The 18631-nt window shown below is 59.7% G+C and carries 17 protein-coding genes; 11 read left to right on the top strand and 6 right to left on the bottom strand.

The window, feature by feature from the left end; translation table 11 throughout:
- Nucleotides 1–54: 54 nt before the first annotated feature.
- Nucleotides 55–1053, bottom strand: coding sequence for a fumarylacetoacetate hydrolase family protein (locus tag AWB64_RS04195; protein WP_060817371.1), 999 nt, complete (start codon nt 1051–1053; stop codon nt 55–57).
- Nucleotides 1054–1158: 105 nt separating this feature from the next.
- On the opposite strand from AWB64_RS04195, the gene AWB64_RS04200 reads away from it, so the two are divergent.
- The 6 genes from AWB64_RS04200 to AWB64_RS04225 all read left to right on the top strand — a co-directional run bounded on the left by AWB64_RS04200 (nt 1159) and on the right by AWB64_RS04225 (nt 8610).
- Nucleotides 1159–2013, top strand: a complete 855-nt coding sequence (locus tag AWB64_RS04200) for an IclR family transcriptional regulator (protein WP_060817372.1) — start codon at nt 1159–1161, stop codon at nt 2011–2013.
- Between the two features lie 212 nt (nt 2014–2225).
- Entirely contained in the window at nt 2226–3434 is a 1209-nt protein-coding gene (locus AWB64_RS04205; RefSeq protein ID WP_060817373.1) for a DUF3108 domain-containing protein, read from the top strand.
- Between the two features lie 537 nt (nt 3435–3971).
- A complete protein-coding gene (locus AWB64_RS04210) occupies nt 3972–4229 on the top strand; it encodes a BTH_I0359 family protein (RefSeq protein WP_056358215.1) in 258 nt (85 codons plus the stop codon).
- Nucleotides 4230–4390: 161 nt separating this feature from the next.
- The gene (locus AWB64_RS04215) at nt 4391–5488 is read left to right on the top strand and encodes a homocysteine S-methyltransferase family protein (RefSeq protein ID WP_060817754.1); all 1098 of its coding nucleotides are present in this window, start codon (nt 4391–4393) and stop codon (nt 5486–5488) included.
- Between the two features lie 49 nt (nt 5489–5537).
- The gene (gene metH / locus AWB64_RS04220) at nt 5538–8255 is read left to right on the top strand and encodes a methionine synthase (RefSeq protein WP_060817374.1); all 2718 of its coding nucleotides are present in this window, start codon (nt 5538–5540) and stop codon (nt 8253–8255) included.
- Between the two features lie 139 nt (nt 8256–8394).
- Entirely contained in the window at nt 8395–8610 is a 216-nt protein-coding gene (locus AWB64_RS04225) for a hypothetical protein (RefSeq protein WP_060817375.1), read from the top strand.
- Between the two features lie 99 nt (nt 8611–8709).
- Here the strand turns inward: AWB64_RS04225 and AWB64_RS04230 are convergent, their stop codons facing one another.
- The gene (locus tag AWB64_RS04230; protein WP_060817376.1) at nt 8710–9036 is read right to left on the bottom strand and encodes a DUF1840 domain-containing protein; all 327 of its coding nucleotides are present in this window, start codon (nt 9034–9036) and stop codon (nt 8710–8712) included.
- A 378-nt stretch (nt 9037–9414) separates the two neighbouring features.
- On the opposite strand from AWB64_RS04230, the gene argS reads away from it, so the two are divergent.
- The 4 genes from argS to AWB64_RS04250 all read left to right on the top strand — a co-directional run bounded on the left by argS (nt 9415) and on the right by AWB64_RS04250 (nt 13675).
- Entirely contained in the window at nt 9415–11199 is a 1785-nt protein-coding gene (gene argS / locus AWB64_RS04235) for an arginine--tRNA ligase (RefSeq protein ID WP_060817377.1), read from the top strand.
- A gap of 117 nt (nt 11200–11316) precedes the next feature.
- On the top strand, nt 11317–12075 hold the full coding sequence (locus AWB64_RS04240) for an SPOR domain-containing protein (protein WP_060817755.1): 759 nt from the start codon (nt 11317–11319) through the stop codon (nt 12073–12075).
- A 150-nt stretch (nt 12076–12225) separates the two neighbouring features.
- Nucleotides 12226–12879: a thiol:disulfide interchange protein DsbA/DsbL gene (locus AWB64_RS04245; RefSeq protein ID WP_060817378.1), complete on the top strand. Its 654-nt coding sequence runs from the start codon at nt 12226–12228 to the stop codon at nt 12877–12879.
- Between the two features lie 4 nt (nt 12880–12883).
- On the top strand, nt 12884–13675 hold the full coding sequence (locus AWB64_RS04250; protein ID WP_060817379.1) for an SDR family oxidoreductase: 792 nt from the start codon (nt 12884–12886) through the stop codon (nt 13673–13675).
- 48 nt (nt 13676–13723) lie between these two features.
- Here the strand turns inward: AWB64_RS04250 and AWB64_RS04255 are convergent, their stop codons facing one another.
- Genes AWB64_RS04255 through AWB64_RS04270 form a run of 4 tightly spaced genes read right to left on the bottom strand, consistent with a single transcriptional unit; the run spans nt 13724 to nt 17372 of the window.
- Nucleotides 13724–14653 carry a PLP-dependent cysteine synthase family protein gene (locus AWB64_RS04255; protein ID WP_060817380.1) on the bottom strand — a complete coding sequence of 310 codons (930 nt, stop codon included), beginning with the start codon at nt 14651–14653 and terminating at the stop codon, nt 13724–13726.
- A complete protein-coding gene (locus tag AWB64_RS04260; protein WP_060817381.1) occupies nt 14650–15864 on the bottom strand; it encodes an MFS transporter in 1215 nt (404 codons plus the stop codon). The genes AWB64_RS04255 and AWB64_RS04260 overlap by 4 nt, the downstream gene beginning before the upstream one ends.
- A gap of 25 nt (nt 15865–15889) precedes the next feature.
- Nucleotides 15890–16669, bottom strand: a complete 780-nt coding sequence (locus AWB64_RS04265) for an alanyl-tRNA editing protein (RefSeq protein WP_060817382.1) — start codon at nt 16667–16669, stop codon at nt 15890–15892.
- Between the two features lie 4 nt (nt 16670–16673).
- Nucleotides 16674–17372, bottom strand: a complete 699-nt coding sequence (locus tag AWB64_RS04270; RefSeq protein WP_060817383.1) for a serine O-acetyltransferase — start codon at nt 17370–17372, stop codon at nt 16674–16676.
- A 547-nt stretch (nt 17373–17919) separates the two neighbouring features.
- Here AWB64_RS04270 and AWB64_RS04275 point away from each other — a divergent pair.
- Nucleotides 17920–18534: a helix-turn-helix domain-containing protein gene (locus AWB64_RS04275; RefSeq protein WP_208603241.1), complete on the top strand. Its 615-nt coding sequence runs from the start codon at nt 17920–17922 to the stop codon at nt 18532–18534.
- Nucleotides 18535–18631: the final 97 nt, after the last annotated feature.

Raw genomic sequence — 18631 nt, forward strand, 5'->3', positions numbered from 1 at the left:
TAGGGCGGCGCGGGATGCGGGCGCATCGGGCGAAACCCGTTACCGGGCGGCGTTTTATGCGCCTGAATGTTCGTGCAGCGCGACCACTGACTGATCGATGGCGCCGAAGATCGACTTGCCGGCATCGTCGAACATTTCGATCCTGACGCTGTCGCCGAACTTCATGAATTCGGTCGCGGGCGCGCCATGTTCTATGGTTTCAAGGCAGCGCTTTTCCGCTATGCACGCGTACCCGCGCTTCGCGTCCTTGTTCGAGATCGTGCCCGAGCCCACAATCGATCCCGCCCGGACGTTGCGTGTTTTGGCCGCATGCGCGATCAACTGGCCGAAGTCGAAGACCATGTCCGTGCCGCAATCGGGCTGGCCGACTTTCTTGCTGTTCCAGTGAACGATCATGGGCCTGTGCACGCGGCCTTCGTTCCATGCATCGCCGAGTTCGTCGGGCGTGACGGCGACCGGCGAGAACGCCGTGGCCGGTTTGCTCTGGAAGAAGCCGAAGCCCTTCCCCAGTTCCGCGGGGATCAGATTGCGCAGCGAGACGTCGTTGACAAGCATCAGCAGGCGCACATGCTTGAGCGCTTCGGCGGGCGCGGCGGCCAAGGGAACATCCGTGGTGATCACGGCGACTTCGGCTTCGAAGTCGATCCCATATGCCTCCGATGCACACACGATATCGTCCGTGGGACCGAGCAGATCGTCGCTGCCGCCTTGGTACATGAGCGGGTCGGTCCAGAATTCCGGCGGCATCTCGGCGTTGCGGGCGCGCCGGACCAGTTCGACGTGGTTCACGTACGCCGAGCCATCGGCCCACTGGAACGCGCGTGGAAGCGGCGCCATGCAGGCCTTGACGTCGAAGGTGAACGCGTGACGCGCGCGGCCCTGGTTCAGCGCATCCGACAAATCGAGCAACTGCGGCGCATAGAAATTCCAGTCGTCCAGCGCGCGTTGCAGCGTGGGCACGATTGCATCGGCGATGGCGGCCGTGCGCAAATCCCGCGATACAACGACCAGTTGGCCGTCGCGCGTACCGTCCTTCAGCGTGGCAAGTTTCATAGGGCGTTTCGACGTTTAGTGACGATGGAGGAAATCTATTTTACGATGGTGAATCGCGTCCAACCTAGTTTTTAACTGCCGGTTCGCGCCGGTATCGATTTCTTCATGTCCTCTCCCAGCCGTCCAGCATTGTCCTCGCCATTGGCACTCTCTGCGTCCGAACCGCCTGAAGCCGAGGATTCATCCGATTCCGCCGAGGAGAAGTTGCGGTCCGGCATCCAGTCCATCGAGGTGGGATTTCGCCTGCTCGACGTGCTGACCAACGAGCCGCGCGCCATGATGCTGCGCGACCTCGCGCGGTGCGCCGGCATGAGCCCGGCGAAGGCGCATCGATATCTGGTGAGTTTCCTCAGGCTCGGCGTGGTGTCGCAGGATCCCGTTTCGGGGCGCTATGAACTCGGCGGCTTCGCGTTGCAGATGGGTCTCGCGCGACTCGCCCGCGTGGATGGCGTGAAGCTCGCGCGCATCGCGCTGACCGGTTTGCGCGATCAGCTCGACCAGACGGTGGGGATTGCCGTGTGGGGCAATCAGGGACCCACGGTCGTGCACTGGATGGAATCGAGCCATCCGGCGAAGGCATCGTTGAAACTTGGCGATGTCATGCCGCTGTTGTCATCGGCGACAGGTTTGCTGTTTGCCGCGTGCCTGCCGCGCAGCAAGACGCAGGACATGATTGGCCGCGAACTCGCGGCCAAGCGGCAGACCATGGCGGATATCGAGCCTGTTCTCGCCGATATCCGCGCGCACGGCGCATCGCGCGTCGAGGGCATGCTGCTGCCCGGCATCCATGCGTTTTGCATGCCGGTCTTCGATTCGACCGGCGACCTTGCGCTCGGACTGATCGCGCTGGGTCACGAAGGATCATTCGATACCCGCTGGGGCGGCGAAGTCGATACCGCATTACGCGCGTGCGCCAGCCAGCTTTCCTACGAACTCGGGTACAAAGCGGGCGAGCGGTAAGATGTCAGCGCGCGATTTTTGATGCGCACGCGGAACGTCGAAGCGGGCGCGCGAGTCACATGGCGAGTCACATGAGATTCGTGCGTGGTTGTAGCGGTTGCTGTAGCGTTAGCAATAGTGCCCTTTACTGGATGGTCCATCTTGTGGCCCTTTGATCGCATGCACGCCGTTTCTAGTCGAACCTTTTCGCCCGAACGCTTTCGACTTAATTGATGCCGTTCTCCTTGCTTCGCCGCCATCGCGCCGTATGCGGCGCACCGTCCGATGATTCATCCACGTCTCCATCCTTCCGGTGGACCTTGTGGATCGCCGTGCTGCTCGCGGTTCTGGCTCTGCATTGGGTTGCGGGGCGCTGGGTGGACAGGAGCCGCAACGTATCGAATCCTGCTCCCGCCGAGCATGTTCCCGTGCAGGTAGAACTGCTTACGCCTAAACCCGTGGCGCAAGCACCGACGCCTCCAGTGCAGCCGCCGAAGCCCGCGCCGAAGCCTGCCGCGCCGCCGGCACATGCCATAACGACACCGCAGCAAACTGCAGAAGCCGCACAGGCGGCTCAAGCGGCCCAAGCGGCTCAAGCGGCGCAGGTAGCTCAAGCCGAACAAGCGGCCCAGGCAGCCCAGGCCGCGGCAAAAGCGGCAAGCGAAGCAGCGGCCGCGCAGGCAGCCGCCGCCGCGAAGGCCGCTGCGCCCGCTTCCGGAGACAAGTTCGACGTCCCGCCTACGGGGGAACTGCGCTACGACACGCTGATCAACGGTGTCATGAACCAGACCGGCACGATCCACTGGATCAATTCCGCGCAACATTACGAGATGGTTGTATCGATTTCATTGCCGTTCGTCGGTCCTTACGTGTATTCGAGCAAGGGCCATATCGATGGATTCGGCGTCGCGCCCGAGCAATATTCCGAGCAACGCGGGCGTCGCGCAGCGGACGTCACGGTCTTTGACCGCGCCATGAAGCAACTCGTCTACACGCGCACGCCGACCAATCAGCCGCTAGCCGATGGCGCGCAGGACCGGTTCAGCGTCGTGATGCAACTTGCCAGCCTCGTGCGCGGTTCGCCCGATACCTACAAGCCCGGCGTGGTCCGGCAGTTCAGCGTTGCAGATAACGACAGCAACGAGATCTGGCCGATAGAAACAGTCGGCGACGAAAACGTCCAGGCCCGCGACGGCAACGTGCAGGCGCGCCATTTCACGCGTTTGCCACGACGCGATGGCGACCGTCGACGCCTGGACATCTGGCTTGCGCCGTCTATTGGCTGGCTGCCGGTTCGCATTGTGCAAACCGAGCCGAACGGCATGCAAATGGAGCTGCTTTGGCGCGGGAAGCTGCAACCACCTTCGTCCACGCCGGGTGCAGGCATGCCAGATGCAACGCCTGATGCAACACCGGGCGCGGACAATTCAGACAAGCCCTGAATGACAGCATGTTTATTACGCTTCGATGCATTCAGGCATGTTAAAGATTGTGGCGAAAATGTCCGTTAAGAAGGTAAATGTGTGAAGAACCGCGCTGACGGAGCGTTACGGAAAGGCGCATCTTGAGGCGGTCGGACGCAGCAACGAAATGGATGCTGCAACGTAGGCGGAAGTTTCGCAAAAGTGGCCCAGCCTCCGCTGGATTTCGATCCGCGTGGGCAAGTGGAATTGAACGAGGCGCCTGAGTTCGTCGTTGTTGGTGAACATGATGTTGATTTCCCGCTAGCGCTATCCAAAGCGAGAGCGGGTTCAACACCCGGTGCCAAATACGAAATACTTGACGCCGCACATCTGTCCCCGTAGAAGAAATACTGCGTTTCGTGGCACTTCTGGAAACATTTTTGCGGGAGAATGTCTAACAAAGGTCCTCGATGGGCTTTCGGAACCAACGTCGAGGCCACCCCTTGAATTCCAACCCAAACGCTCAATGTAAGACGTAGAACGCCTTACGGGCAAACAGGAATAAGGAGTGTCGCCATGCAGATGATTTACAACAGCCCCAACTATTGCGTAGTTGAGTTCCCACCGCAGGACAATCATCTGGCAATGAAGGCGGGTGGTTACGAGATCGTGGACAAGACCATGCAGCGCGAAATCTTCATTGATGGCGCGCTCGCCGCACGATTTCGCGAGCACGTCCAGAAGCTGATGCAGGAAGAACAATCGCTCGAAGACGTCGATGAATTTCTCGGCCAGTTCGACATCCTGATGAATCAGCCGGTGATTCTTCATTAAAAGCAGTCCCGGCCAGGCAGCACGCACACGCGACACCGCTAAAACCCTGCCACGAAAGTGGCGGGGTTTTTTGTCCTTTACCGTTTTACAAAAGTGCCGCCAGAAGGCGTTTGCGCCTTTCTACAGATACAATGTCGGGCTATTCGAGCCTGTTTGGAGCCATGTCCGTCATGAATCCGTCCGCTGATCTGTCAAATGAGTCCGTCCCCGCGAAATCGGCCGCTGAACGCCGTCCCTATACCCGCGGCGCCATCTTGCCTGCGCTCTTGCAGCAGCGCATCCTGATTCTCGACGGCGCAATGGGGACGATGATCCAGCGCTACAAGCTGGACGAAGCCGCGTATCGGGGAGAACGGTTCGCTGATTATGACCGCGATATCAAGGGCAACAACGAATTGCTGTCGATCACGCAGCCGCATGTGATTCGCGAGATTCACGACAAATATCTGGCGGCCGGCGCGGACATTATCGAAACGAACACGTTCGGCGCCACGACCGTGGCCCAGGCCGACTACGGCATGGAATCGCTCGCGGACGAAATGAACGCGCAATCGGCGAAACTGGCGCGTGAAGCGTGCGACGCTTTTTCCACGCCGGACAAGCCGCGCTTTGTTGCCGGCGCGATTGGGCCAACGCCAAAAACCGCCAGCATTTCTCCGGACGTGAATGACCCGGCCGCGCGCAATGTCACCTTCGATGAACTGCGCGACGCCTATTACGCGCAGGCGAAGGCGTTGATGGACGCGGGCTGCGACCTGTTCTTGGTCGAAACCATCTTCGATACCCTGAACGCGAAAGCCGCCTTGTTCGCGCTCGATCAGTTGTTCGAAGACACGGGCGAATTGCTGCCGATCATGATTTCCGGCACGGTGACCGACGCGTCCGGGCGCATCTTGTCGGGGCAGACGGTCGAGGCGTTCTGGAACTCGCTGCGTCACGCACGCCCGCTCACCTTCGGCTTGAACTGCGCGCTGGGTGCGGCGCTGATGAGGCCGTACATCGCGGAACTGGCGAAGCTTTGCGACACCTACGTGTCGTGCTATCCGAACGCGGGTTTGCCCAATCCAATGAGCGATACCGGTTTCGACGAAACCCCGGACGTCACGTCGAACCTGCTGAAGGAATTTGCGCAGGCTGGACTTGTGAATCTTGCAGGCGGTTGCTGCGGAACAACGCCGGAACATATCGCGGAAATCGCGAAGGCGCTCGCGGATGTGAAGCCGAGGAAGTGGCCGTCGCATTATCGGGAAGCCGCCTGACAAGACCCAGGCACAACAGCGAAGCAATGAAGCAACGTTCAGGGACACCATGACCGATCACACCATGCGCCTCTCCGGCCTCGAGCCATTTAACGTCACCGAAGGGTCGCTCTTCATCAACGTGGGCGAGCGGACCAACGTGACGGGATCGAAGGCGTTCTCACGCATGATCCTCAACAACCAGTTCGACGAGGCGCTGGCCGTCGCGCGGCAACAGGTTGAGAACGGCGCGCAGATCATCGACATCAACATGGACGAAGCCATGCTCGATTCGAAAGCGGCCATGGTGCGGTTCCTGAACCTGATCGCTTCCGAACCGGACATTTCGCGCGTGCCGATCATGATCGACTCGTCGAAATGGGAGGTGATCGAAGCCGGTCTCAAATGCGTGCAGGGCAAGGCGGTCGTGAACTCGATCTCGCTGAAGGAAGGCGAAGAAGCGTTCCGCCATCACGCCACCCTGATCCGCCGATACGGCGCGGCCGCCGTCGTCATGGCATTCGACGAAGACGGCCAGGCCGACACGTTCGAGCGCAAGACGCAGATCTGCAAGCGCTCGTACGATTTCCTCGTGAACGAAGTCGGCTTCCCGCCCGAAGACATCATCTTCGATCCAAACATTTTCGCGATCGCGACGGGTATCGAAGAGCACAACAATTACGCCGTCGACTTCATCAACGCCACGCGCTGGATCAAGCAGAACCTGCCCTTCGCCAAGATCAGCGGCGGCGTGTCGAACGTGTCGTTTTCGTTTCGCGGCAATGATCCGGTGCGCGAGGCCATCCATACCGTGTTTCTGTATCACGCGATCCAGGCTGGCATGGACATGGGCATCGTGAATGCGGGACAGCTCGGTGTGTATGCCGACCTCGATCCCGAACTGCGCGAGCGCGTGGAAGATGTCGTGCTGAATCGTCGTGAAGACGGCACGGACCGCTTGCTCGAAATCGCCGATAAGTTCAAGACCGGCGCCGCGAAGAAAGAAGAGAACCTGGAATGGCGCAATCAGGACGTCGACAAACGCCTCGCACACGCGCTGGTTCACGGCATCACGAACTTCATCGTGGAAGATACGGAGGAAGTCCGCCTGCGCATTGAAGCCGCGGGCGGACGTCCGATCAACGTGATCGAAGGCCCGTTGATGGACGGCATGAACATCGTTGGCGACCTGTTCGGCGCGGGCAAGATGTTCCTGCCGCAAGTGGTCAAGTCGGCGCGCGTGATGAAGCAGGCGGTGGCGCATCTGATTCCGTACATCGAAGAAGAAAAGAAGCGCATGGCCGACGCCGGCGAAGACGTCCGGCCGAAGGGCAAGATCGTGATCGCGACCGTGAAGGGCGACGTGCACGACATCGGCAAGAACATTGTTTCAGTCGTGCTCCAGTGCAACAACTTCGAAGTGGTCAACATGGGCGTGATGGTGCCCTGCGCGACCATCCTGGCCAAGGCCAAGGAGGAGGGCGCGGACATCATCGGCTTGTCGGGGCTGATTACGCCGAGTCTCGAAGAGATGGCCTACGTTGCATCCGAAATGCAGCGCGACGATTATTTCCGCGGCAAGCAAACGCCGCTGCTGATTGGCGGCGCGACGACTTCGCGCGTGCATACGGCCGTGAAGATCGCACCGCATTACGATGGCCCCGTGGTTTATGTGCCGGATGCATCGCGGTCGGTATCGGTAGCGTCGAGCCTGCTTTCCGATGACGGCGCGACCAAATATCTCGTAGACCTGAAGACGGACTACGAACGCATCCGCACGCAGCACGCGAACCGCAAGGCCACGCCAATGGTCACTTACGCCGAAGCGCGCGCGAACAAGACGAAGATCGACTGGTCGAATTACGAGCCGAAAAAGCCGACGTTCATCGGGCGGCGCGTGTTCAAGAACTACGATCTGGCGGAGCTGGCGAATTACATCGACTGGGCGCCGTTCTTCCAGACCTGGGATCTCGCCGGGCCGTATCCGGCCATTCTCAACGACGAACTCGTGGGCGAATCAGCACGGCGTGTTTTCTCCGATGGCAAGTCCATGCTCTCGCGCATCATCCAGGGCCGCTGGCTGCAGGCGAACGGCGTGGTGATGCTGTTGCCGGCGAACACGGTGAACGACGACGACATTGAAATCTATACCGACGACACCCGCACGCAAGTCGCCATGACGTGGCGTAATCTGCGCCAGCAAACGGTGCGTCCTGTTGTGGACGGCGTGCAGCGCGCGAACCGGTCGCTGGCGGATTTCATTGCGCCGAAGGAATCGGGCGTGGCGGATTACATCGGCCTGTTCGCGGTGACGGCGGGACTGGGCGTGGAGAAGAAGGAAAAGCAGTTCGAAGCCGATCACGACGACTACAGCGCAATCATGCTGAAGGCGCTGGCGGACCGTTTCGCCGAGGCCTTCGCGGAGGCGCTGCACGCGCGGGTGCGCCGTGAATTGTGGGGTTACGCGGCCGGCGAAACGCTCGATAACGCGGCGATGATCGAAGAGAAGTATCGCGGGATTCGTCCGGCGCCGGGGTATCCGGCGTGTCCGGACCATTTGGTCAAGCAGGACATGTTCGACGTCTTGCAGGCGAACGAGATCGGCATGACAGTGACCGAGTCACTTGCCATGTTGCCGGCGGCGAGTGTCTCGGGCTTTTACATCGCGCATCCGGAAAGCACTTACTTTTCGGTCGGCAAGATCGCGGACGATCAGGTGGAAAGTTTCGCGCAACGCATGGCGATATCGAAGAACGACGCCGAGCGGGCGCTGGCGCCTTTGCTCTAGGCTGATACCGGGAATCACAAAAGCACAATATTGGCGAACTTTGTTCCGGTTATTTTGGTTTTCCTTACACTTGGAAGTGTGCGCAGGGTCGTCATGGCGACGGTCACGCACTCTTTAAACGTCTCGGAGAAAGTCGAAAATGATCAAGCTGACGCCTGTCCTCGCCGTAGCGGTCGCCGTGCTGTGTACATCGGGAAGTCCGGCTGCTTTCGCACAGGGCAATGCCCCGAAGCCCGGTACGGGTGCGAGTTCGAGCACTGCGTCGAGCTATTCGCCGCCGGTCACCGAACACAAGAAAAAACCCCGCAAGCCGAAAGCGAAAAAAAGCATGAGCGATATGCCGGCTTCGCAATAGGCGTTCAGGAAGTGCTGCATTGATCCGAATAAAAAAACCCCGCAATTTAAAAATTGCGGGGTTTTTTATGTGCTGTGTTAAGACCTGCAGTAACGGCGTTCAGACGCCCCAAAGAATGTCGCTGTTTGCCTGATGCGCGAGACGCATCATGTCGAGAAACGGATAAGCCCGCTGCGACAGCCCCACCGGAATCTCATGCGGCTCGTGGCCGGCTTCGCCTTCATGGAAATGGCCGTCGTGTTCGGCGCGTTCCTGTTTGTCCACTGCGACCGCTGCTTCCAGTTTCTGAATGCAGCCCGGCAATTCGTCGTGCGTAATGACGCCGCGCTCTCCAAGCCGTTTTCCGACGATGCCAAGCAAGTAGTCGGCGAGGTTATCGAGCATCTGCACGTCGGGTGCAGCGCTGGTTTTGAATGTGATCAGCATGACAAGGTCCCTTTCCTTTTGTTGGCCTGTTGTTGGTAGTGAGCGAGGTACGCGGCAATGTCCGGCCAAAGCAGCCCAGAGCGGCGGTCCATTGTTCCGGCTCCTGATTCTTTCCCTCGACTCGACCCTGATTCGACATATTAGCACCTGCTAAAATCCCGTTTTACCTGAGCAAATGTTGCGCCGGATACAGAAAGCCTGGTCCGTTGTGGCCTCCTGGACGGGCTCCAGCCTTGCCTCCAGACGAGAATATGCGCATGCGCGCGAGGCAGTCCTGTCCGACTGCCCGACCTCTGTTTGCCGCGTTCATTGCCGGTACGTGGTATGAAATACCGGCGCGCGAAACGAACGAACACATCACCGGATTTGAGAACCAGCATGCTGCCCGCACAAAAACATACCCTCGAAACGCTGCTGACCGATGCGGTCAGGCAGGTCGTACAGGCGTCGCAAGGCGCATCGGAAGCGAACTTCGTCGAGCCGGCCATCGTGCTCGAACGCCCGAAGGTCGCGGCGCACGGGGACGTGGCGTCGAATGTCGCCATGCAGCTCGCCAAGCCGCTGCGCGCGAATCCGCGGCAGTTGGCGCAGCAAATCGTGGATGCCGTGCTGAGCCTGCCTGCGGCGCTGGGTCTGGTGGAAGCGGCCGAAGTCGCCGGTCCAGGATTCGTCAACGTGCGGCTGACGGCATCGGCGAAACAATCGGTCGTGCCGGCGGCGCTCGCCGAGGGCGTGAATTACGGCAAGAGCACGCGCGACGAGGGCAAGCAGGTGCTGATCGAATTCGTCTCGGCGAATCCGACCGGGCCGCTGCACGTTGGCCACGGCCGGCAGGCGACACTTGGCGACGCCCTCGCCAACCTGCTCGCCACGCAAGGCAACAAGGTGCATCGCGAGTTCTACTACAACGACGCCGGCGTGCAGATCGGCAATCTCGCGGCCTCCACGCAATTGCGGGCGCGCGGTTTCAAGCCCGGCGATAAAGAATGGCCCGAGAACGCGTACAACGGCGAATACATCGCGGACATCGCGCGTGACTATCTGGCCGGCGCGACGGTCGCGGCCAAGGACGGCGCGCCCGTGACGGCGAAAGGCGACGTGGATGACCTCGACGCCATTCGCGTCTTTGCCGTCGCTTATCTGCGCCATGAACAGGATCTGGACCTGACCGCGTTCGGCGTGGCGTTCGACCAGTTCTACCTGGAGTCGTCGCTGTATAACGAAGGCCGCGTGCAGGCGACCGTCGATGCGTTGATCGCGGCGGGCAAAACCTACGAGCAGGACGGCGCGCTGTGGCTGCGCACGACCGACGACGGCGACGACAAGGACCGCGTGATGCGCAAGTCCGACGGCACGTACACGTATTTCGTGCCGGACGTCGCGTATCACGTGGCGAAGTGGCAGCGCGGCTTCACGAAGGTCATCAACGTGCAGGGCTCGGACCATCACGGCACTATTGCGCGGGTCCGTGCGGGGCTGCAAGGGCTTGGCATCGGCATTCCGAAGGGCTATCCCGACTACGTGCTGCACAAGATGGTCACGGTCATGCGCAATGGGGTGGAAGTGAAGATCTCGAAGCGCGCGGGCAGTTACGTGACGGTGCGCGACCTGATCGAATGGTCGGGTGGAATGACGCCGGGCGAAGAGGTGGCGCCCGATCAGATCGATGAAGACACCATTCGCCGCGGCCGCGACGCCGTGCGTTTCTTCCTGATCTCGCGCAAGGCCGATACGGAATTCGTCTTCGATATCGACCTCGCGTTGAAGCAAAGCGATGAGAACCCGGTGTATTACGTGCAGTACGCGCACGCGCGGATCTGCACGATTCTCGGCGACTGGAAGACGCGCTACGCCGGCGACCTCGCCGCGCTGCCGAACGTGGATCTCACGCCGCTCTCGAGCGAACGCGCCATGGCGCTGCTCAACAAGCTCGCGGAATATCCGGACATGCTGTCCCACGCCGCCGACGAACTCGCGCCGCACGCCGTCGCCTTCTATCTGCGAGACCTCGCGGGCGAATTCCACTCGTTCTACAATGCGGAGCGCGTGCTGGTGGACGAAGACGGCGTGCGCAACGCGCGTATCGCGCTGCTGGCCGCCACGCGGCAAGTGCTCGAAAACGGTCTCGCGCTGATCGGCGTATCGGCTCCCGTCAAGATGTGATCGAGGCGCCCGGCCGGTCCGGCCCGGCGCCTGTGCGACCGTTCGAGCCATGGCGCGGCCAAGGCCGCCGTTATAATCGACGCCCATTCAGAAGACTTTTTGCAGGTGATTCATACGATGGCAAAACCACGCAGCACGTCGAAGCAGTCGAAGCAAACCGGGGGCACTTTTCTCGGTATCGTGCTGGGCTTGATTGTCGGCCTCGCAATTGCAGTGATCGTGGCGTTGTACATCACGCGCGCGCCCACCCCGTTCGTGGCGAAGGTAGCGCCTGCCCCGAGCGACGCCGGATCGGCGCCCGCGAATGGCCAGCCCTACGATCCGAACCGTCCGCTGCAGGGCAAGACGCCGGGTCAGGCTGTGCCGCAAGCCGCACAGCCGGCGCCGCCGAATACCGCGCCGGGTCAGACGAACAACCAGACGCAGTCGTCGGGCATCCTGGACGAGCCGCAGATCGTGGAAGTGCCGCCCAGCGCCAACGGCACCGCCGTCGCGCCGAAGCCCGCCGCGCCGGCCGCCGTGCCGCCGGTTGCAACTGCGCCGAGCGGTTCCTCGACCACCGCGCCGGCCAAGAAGCCAGCGGATACACAGGCTTCGTCCACGGCCAAGGTCACGCCGCCCGCTCCCGGCGACGTGAACACCGGCTACTTCCTGCAAGTGGGCGCCTACAAGACGCAAGCCGACGCCGAACAGCAGCGCGCCCGTCTCGGCTTCCAGGGGTTCGAGTCGAAGGTCACGCAACGCGATGCCGGCAACGTCACGTATTACCGCGTACGGATCGGGCCGTTCACGAAGTTCGAAGACATGAACAACGTGCGTCAACGTCTCTCCGATGCAGGCGTCGATACCGCCGTCATCCGCTTCTCGAAGCAGTGATTCATTGGCAGGTTTCATGGGCCACGCCCGCCTCGGACCTACCGGGCGGGCGCGGCCACTTGACCGGGACAGCCGGCTCATAACCGCCCTTAAGCTTCCTTTAAGCGTCGTGTGTTCCCCTTTTGCCTCTCACGCACATTCTCGGTCACCATGAAAAAACTCTTCAGCGCCCTCGCTCTTTCACTCGGCCTCGCGGCCGGTTCCCTGAGCGTCATGAACGCCGCCCACGCGTCGCCAGCAGCGCCTGTCGCGGGCACCGACTACACCGTGCTGCAAACAGCGCAACCGGTCGAAGCACAGGGCAAGATCGAGGTGATCGAGTTCATGTGGTACGGCTGCCCGCATTGCAACGAATTCGACCCGTACCTGGAAGCGTGGATCAAGAAGCAAGGTCCTGACGTGGTGTTCAAGCGTGTGCCGGTCGCCTTTCGCGATGACTTCATTCCGCACTCGAAGATGTTTCACGCGCTCGATGCCCTTGGTCTCGCCGACAAGCTCACGCCCGCCGTGTTCAACGAGATTCACGTGAAGAAGGATTACTTGCTGACGCCGGAAGCGCAGGCTACGTTCCTCGCCACGCAAGGCGTCGACAAGAAGAAATACCTGGACGCATACAACTCTTTCTCCACGCAAAGCAATCTGCAGCGCGACAAGAAGCTGCTCGATGCGTACAAGATCGACGGTGTACCGACCATCGCCATTCAGGGCAAGTACGAAACGGGTCCGGCGACAACAAACAGCCTGCCGGGAACGCTTCAGGTCATGGATTTCATCGTGAACCAGATTCGCGCGAAGAAGATGTAAAAACGTGAACGCCGCCACGAACGACACGCCGGCCCGGCTGAGGGTTTTCATCACCGGCGCGTCGAGCGGCATTGGGCTCGCACTCGCCGAGGAATATTTAAAGCGCGGCGCGGTACTCGGTCTCGTTGCCCGTCGCGGCGACACACTTGCGGCTTTCGCCGCGCGCTTTCCTTCTGCATCGATCTCCCTTTATCCCGCCGACGTCCGCGACGCCGCCGCGCTAAGCGTAGCGGCGGAGCATTTTTGCGCGCTGCACGGCGGCGCCGATGTCGTCATCGCCAACGCGGGAATCAGCCGCGGCGCGCTGACGGGCCACGGCGATCTCGATGTATTTCGCGAAGTGATGGACATCAACTACTTCGGCATGGTCGCGACGTTCGAACCGTTTGTGGCGCGGATGGTTGCCGGGCGACGCGGCACGCTGGTGGGTATCGCGAGCGTGGCGGGCGTGCGGGGCTTGCCGGGATCGGGGGCGTACAGCGCGTCGAAGTCGGCGGCGTTGAAATATCTCGAAGCCTTGCGGGTGGAGATGCGGCCTGCGGGGGTATCGGTGGTGACGATCGCGCCGGGTTATATCCGCACGGAAATGACGCGCCGTAATCCCTATCCAATGCCCTTTCTCATGGACGCCGATGTATTCGCCAGGAAGACGGCCGATGCCATCGCGAACAAGAAGCGGTTTGCCACGTTTCCGTGGCAGATGCGCGTGGCGGGCGCGCTCCTGCATGTCGTGCCGCGATGGCTCTACGACCGGGCGATGGAGAAAGCGCCGAGGAAACCTCGGCCGGAGAAATAAGGACGGCAACGGCGAGCTACGTCAAAGCCTTTCGGCAACGCAGCAACTTCAGGCGGGCGTGTACCAAAGTCCATGGTCATACAGAAGTGTCAGCACCTTACTGTCTGCCCGCATGGTGGCCGCGAGCGGCATTGCAACTGACAAGCATGCAGCCGTGGTGTTGCCAACCAAGAATCCCGTCCGGCGTGCGAAATCAGATTTCGCGGCGGCGACATTTGCGTAGTCAACTGCGCGTGTCTCCTTGATCATGGCCCAGTCCAGGAACGGTGGCGCGACACCAACCGACATACCCTCCAGCTTGTGGTCCACAAAAACCGCGTTTCGCGCGTCACAGCCGTCCGGCTCTACAAGAATGACATCGACGCAATATCCAGCCGAGATCAATCCGTTCGCTATGCCGGTGAGACTCGCACCGGTTCCGGCACAAGCCACAAAAGTCAGCTTTCGCACATGTGGCCAGGCCGCGAGCTGATGTGCAATCTCTGGCGCTGTTTCCAGTTCGTGCGCGGCGACACTTGCCTTGTTGGCAAATTGATCTGTATAAAAATAGTGCCTGCCCAGTTCGTCCGCATGCTCGAGACGCCATTGCACGACGTCACGAGGCGTCGCGCCTTTCTCCATCATGGACGCGCCCACTAAACGGGCGCCCACAAACTCAAGATATTGCCGTTTGAGCTGGCTGAAACCCAGGCCTACTGCGAGTTCTACGCGGGTCCGGTGCGGCCGGCACGCTAGTGCCAGTCCGAACCCAAAGTTTCCGCCAGTTTTTTCAATTACGGTTGTTTGTCCGGGAACAATAGCGCCGGTCGCAATCGCCGAGTCGATGATGTACCGCGCCGCACGAACCTTGTGACTGCCGCCTGCGTTGTTGCACTCGAATTTTGCAAGGAGTCCGGGCAGAACCTCTAAAAGATCCGTAACTTGATGCTTTGCCGTAGGGGGTGCCTTTGCGTCAGGTGCGTCGATCACTGTTGTCATCTTGCGTTAATCGTTTTGCGCTTTAGAAGGATCGACCACACCAAGCCAAAGCCAAGTGCAGTTATACATAGGCAAAGCAGGTTGGTGTTTCGCCAGCCAATGGTCGTCTGCAAAATCGAGGGGGCAAATGCGCCAAGGGTCGCGCAGATGGCGATAACGGAATCATTGATTCCCTGGAATCGATACCGATCCCCGTCTGAGAGGTTGGCGGCGAGAAGTGCGCCTCCGCCCACGTAGCTCAGGTTCCAGCCGGCCCCAAGTAAAACCAGTCCCACCACCATTGCCCCATATCCCAGATTCCACATTCCCAGAAGCGACGCGGCAACAAGCAGCAGGAAGCCCGCGAGCAGCGGCTTTCTGAAGCCCACCTTTGAAATCAGCGCACCCGTAAAGAACGATGGCGCGAACATCGCAAGAACATGTCCTTGCACAGCAAACGTACTCGCTGTGAACGAGACGCACATTGCTTCCATGACCAGCGACGCCTGAACCATCAAGAGGTTCATGACGAAGTAGCCACTCGCAGACGCAAACATGGCAAGACAAACGGGTGGCGTCCAGCCAATAGATGAACGTGTCGACCGGACTGCGGACGGCACGAGCGACGCCCCCGGCCTCCAGATCCCTATCAGGCCGATGGAAATAAGGCCCAATACGATCAGGAACCCGTAACACAACGAAAACGGCGCAAAGCCAGCTACATTCTGGAAGCCGATCGATATCGCCGGACCTGTGACGGCCGCGAGAACGCCGCCAGCTACAACAAGGGATAGGCCCTTGGATCGCAAGGTAGAAGGCAAATTGTCAACGGCAGCAAAGCGATAGTAATTAGCAAAGGCAACGTAGCCACCGAGCAAACTGTGAGCTGCGACCAGCAAGATGAAACTCGAACGACTTACCGCGTAATACCCGAGCCATCCTGCGGCGATCAGCAAAATGGCGCCCAACAGGAAGCCGGCCTTACGCCCGAAGCAACGCATGATGTTGGCGGCAGGATAGGTGAGCAGCGCAACCGCCGCGAACTGAACGCCATAGGGCAATGTGGCAAGCGCCGGATTCGGAGCCAGTTCTGCGCCGACCAATGCAGCCACCGTAACGGAAATGACGGCAGCGGTCAGATTGACGGCCTGACATAGAAACAGTACGTAGGTGGAACTGGGAAGGCGCTCGACGGGCAGCTTCCGCTGTCCGGGGAGAAGATCAGTGCTCATACAAAAAGTCTCGTATTTTTTCGGGTTATCGATTCAGACTGTTTTGTGAGCGCAGATCGAATATTGCTTCGTTGAAGGTTGCGGCTAACCGCTCCTTGCCTTTGCCAAGGCTTTTGCGCGTTACCTGCATGGGTCCTATTGCCTCGGTCGAGCAAATATGTGTGCCGCCACAGGGGATCACGTTGCCCTCGCATTCCCAATAGCGGGCATCGGGAATCTGACTATGCGCATAAACGCGTACAGGGCTTGCACGCTGAACCATTGCATTGGCGAAGCGCTCGATCTCCAGTACTTCTTCGCTTGTGAACCGCGCCGCAATCCCAAAGTCGAACCGCGCGGCGTCGGGCCGGATATGGCACCCCAGCGTGGCGGCAATCGCATCTGGCCGCACGTTCGCCACGCCAAGATAAAGCAAGTGGGACGCAGTGTGGCTCAGTGACAAACGTGCCCGACGCAACCGGTCGATGCATACCACCACTGCCATACCCTCGGTGAGCAGGGCAAGTTGAGGCACATCGTCTTCATGCACAACGTGCTCAATGATTCCATCTACCTGAATGTCAGGAAAGTCCGGGATTCGAGCGCGGTTGCCATACATTTTTCGCGCATGATTGAAGCGAATCTGTATGCCGTCAGGAAGGGTCAACGTTCCGTGATCCGCGTCCTGTCCACCACCTTCGGGATAGGCCACTGTCGAATCGAGTTCCACATGATTTGCGTCGACCTTTACAACCCGGCCAATGCATTCCCATAAAGATGGATCTTCGTAGTAACGCTTATTTGTTTTACGATTAAGGGCGAACATGTTCTTATGCCTGTGCCGTGATCAGTGTGTTGGAGGCGGGGCGATATTGCCGTCTACGGGTGATCTGTAATTCACTTTTGAGCGTTACTACGGACCCAGGGGGAATGTCTTCCTTGATTACGCAGTGAGGCCCGATGAATACGTCATCGCCAACATGTACGTTCCCGAATAGTCGAGCGAACGCTCCGATCTGAACTCGATTGCCAACCGTGGGATGTCTCTTGTTCGATGCATTCCCGGCAATTCCGGTTGCGCCGAGCGTAACGCCGCCAAGCACGTAGCAGTCGTCGCCTATCACCGCCGTCTCGCCGATGACCGTTCCGCATCCGTGGTCAAGAACGAAGCGTCTGCCGATCTGGCTGCGAATATGGATTTCCGCCCCGGACATCAACTTTCCCCGGCACGAAATCAGCATTGCATTGGCGTGAAATTCGATCAGCTCCGCTTGATTCGCTGGCGCCATTAACAGAAGTGCGTGTGCAAGCCGATAGTGCACGACCGCCTTGTACGACGAGTAACCGAAAGCAATCGCTGTTGCTGCCCCTCGCGAAGCGGGGTCCTTCATCGAAAATGCTTCGAGGTCCTGCTCTGCGTCTAGAACTGCGAGTGCAAAGCACGGGTGACGCGTTACCTTTTCAATGAATCGCGGTGGGCAGCACTCCATCAGCGCGGCCTTGAGCAAATTTGTGACGATCTCTCTCATTATTAGTCCCGCGAAATAAGCGCTGGGTTCGGCCCTGCCTGCTCATTTAACCGCAGGTTTCCTGCGGCACGTGGCGGCCGCTTATGCAGTAAGACCTCGATTCTCGAAGTTGGATCTTTGCCGCAAGTTAATATTTATTACCCTCTGCGTCCTTTGTTCTCTGACAAACCAAAAATTCGTCAGAAAATGTTGCGGCCAACTAATACGTGATGCTTAGGGTCTACTATCGTAAACCTCGTGGCCTGGCGCGCTATCAGAAAACTGACCTTGAGTGAGGCGTCGCCTGGATAATCACCATGATAAAAAGGAAATGCCCTTGTCTCGAAATGTTGGCGATTTTGACCATTTGATTCGCACGACTAAAGCGGGTCCGTTTTATATAACATTGCTTCCGCGATGTTCGTACGAGGTCTCGTATCGTCCCAATCAATCCGCGGTAGGTTTCGCGTTCGAAAGCCAATCCGGCGTTCACGCGTTCGCCAGCGACAGAGTCACGCCTTTTCGCACCAAACCCAACAGCCTCGCGTTTGTACCGCGAGAATGCGAGGTGTTTTCATCGTCGAAAAACGGTGGCGAATATCTGCTTGTCGTTGACGAGGCAAATTCGCAAATCGAAAACCAGGTGCTGCGCCACTTCAACAACGTTATCGATCCGGCGGCCATCGCCGCGGCACAACGTATCAGAAGCGCGCTGCTCGGCAGCGCGCGGGAGGCGCTATGGGTAGAGGAAAATGCGGGCGTGCTCTTCGAGCGGATCCGGAAAGAACTCAACGCATCGTCGAAGGAAGCCCGGGAAGCCCGCTGGATGACTCCCGCGCGGCTCAAGCTGATTGACGAATTTATCGATTCCCGGATCAGTCAGGAACTGCGTGTTGCGGAAATAGCGGTCGCCCTGGGCCTGTCGGAAGGATTTTTTATTCGCGCGTTCAAGGCCGCTACCGGAAAGAGCCCGCACAGCTATCTTATCGACAGGCGGCTCGCGCATGCCCGCGTCCTGTTGCGAACATCGGCGCACGATCTGTGCGATGTTGCGTTGACCGTGGGATTCTCGTCGCACGCGCACATGACGGCCGCTTTTACGCATCGGCTTGGCGTGACGCCTGGCCGTCTGCGTGCCGCTATGGGTTGCAGGTCGGATTCGATCGCGACGAGGCGTAAATAGGCGTGCGCGCTCGCTGAACCGACTCTGCAACGTTGGACATCCGTTCAACGATTGCAAGTGCGGTTCACGCTGAGCTTTTCGACGTCACGCTCCTGGC

Origin of the sequence: Caballeronia sordidicola (assembly GCF_001544455.2) — a bacterium.
In the GTDB taxonomy this organism is placed as follows: domain Bacteria; phylum Pseudomonadota; class Gammaproteobacteria; order Burkholderiales; family Burkholderiaceae; genus Caballeronia; species Caballeronia sordidicola.

Excerpts from the sequence above, each read along its gene's own strand:
- AWB64_RS04195 (WP_060817371.1), bottom strand. The coding sequence starts at position 1,053 with ATGAAACTTGCCACGCTGAAGGACGGTACGCGCGACGGCCAACTGGTC.
- AWB64_RS04200 (WP_060817372.1), top strand. The coding sequence starts at position 1,159 with ATGTCCTCTCCCAGCCGTCCAGCATTGTCCTCGCCATTGGCACTCTCT.
- AWB64_RS04205 (WP_060817373.1), top strand. The coding sequence starts at position 2,226 with ATGCCGTTCTCCTTGCTTCGCCGCCATCGCGCCGTATGCGGCGCACCG.
- AWB64_RS04210 (WP_056358215.1), top strand. The coding sequence starts at position 3,972 with ATGCAGATGATTTACAACAGCCCCAACTATTGCGTAGTTGAGTTCCCA.
- AWB64_RS04215 (WP_060817754.1), top strand. The coding sequence starts at position 4,391 with ATGTCCGTCATGAATCCGTCCGCTGATCTGTCAAATGAGTCCGTCCCC.
- metH (WP_060817374.1), top strand. The coding sequence starts at position 5,538 with ATGACCGATCACACCATGCGCCTCTCCGGCCTCGAGCCATTTAACGTC.
- AWB64_RS04225 (WP_060817375.1), top strand. The coding sequence starts at position 8,395 with ATGATCAAGCTGACGCCTGTCCTCGCCGTAGCGGTCGCCGTGCTGTGT.
- AWB64_RS04230 (WP_060817376.1), bottom strand. The coding sequence starts at position 9,036 with ATGCTGATCACATTCAAAACCAGCGCTGCACCCGACGTGCAGATGCTC.
- argS (WP_060817377.1), top strand. The coding sequence starts at position 9,415 with ATGCTGCCCGCACAAAAACATACCCTCGAAACGCTGCTGACCGATGCG.
- AWB64_RS04240 (WP_060817755.1), top strand. The coding sequence starts at position 11,317 with ATGGCAAAACCACGCAGCACGTCGAAGCAGTCGAAGCAAACCGGGGGC.
- AWB64_RS04245 (WP_060817378.1), top strand. The coding sequence starts at position 12,226 with ATGAAAAAACTCTTCAGCGCCCTCGCTCTTTCACTCGGCCTCGCGGCC.
- AWB64_RS04255 (WP_060817380.1), bottom strand. The coding sequence starts at position 14,653 with ATGACAACAGTGATCGACGCACCTGACGCAAAGGCACCCCCTACGGCA.
- AWB64_RS04260 (WP_060817381.1), bottom strand. The coding sequence starts at position 15,864 with ATGAGCACTGATCTTCTCCCCGGACAGCGGAAGCTGCCCGTCGAGCGC.
- AWB64_RS04265 (WP_060817382.1), bottom strand. The coding sequence starts at position 16,669 with ATGTTCGCCCTTAATCGTAAAACAAATAAGCGTTACTACGAAGATCCA.
- AWB64_RS04270 (WP_060817383.1), bottom strand. The coding sequence starts at position 17,372 with ATGAGAGAGATCGTCACAAATTTGCTCAAGGCCGCGCTGATGGAGTGC.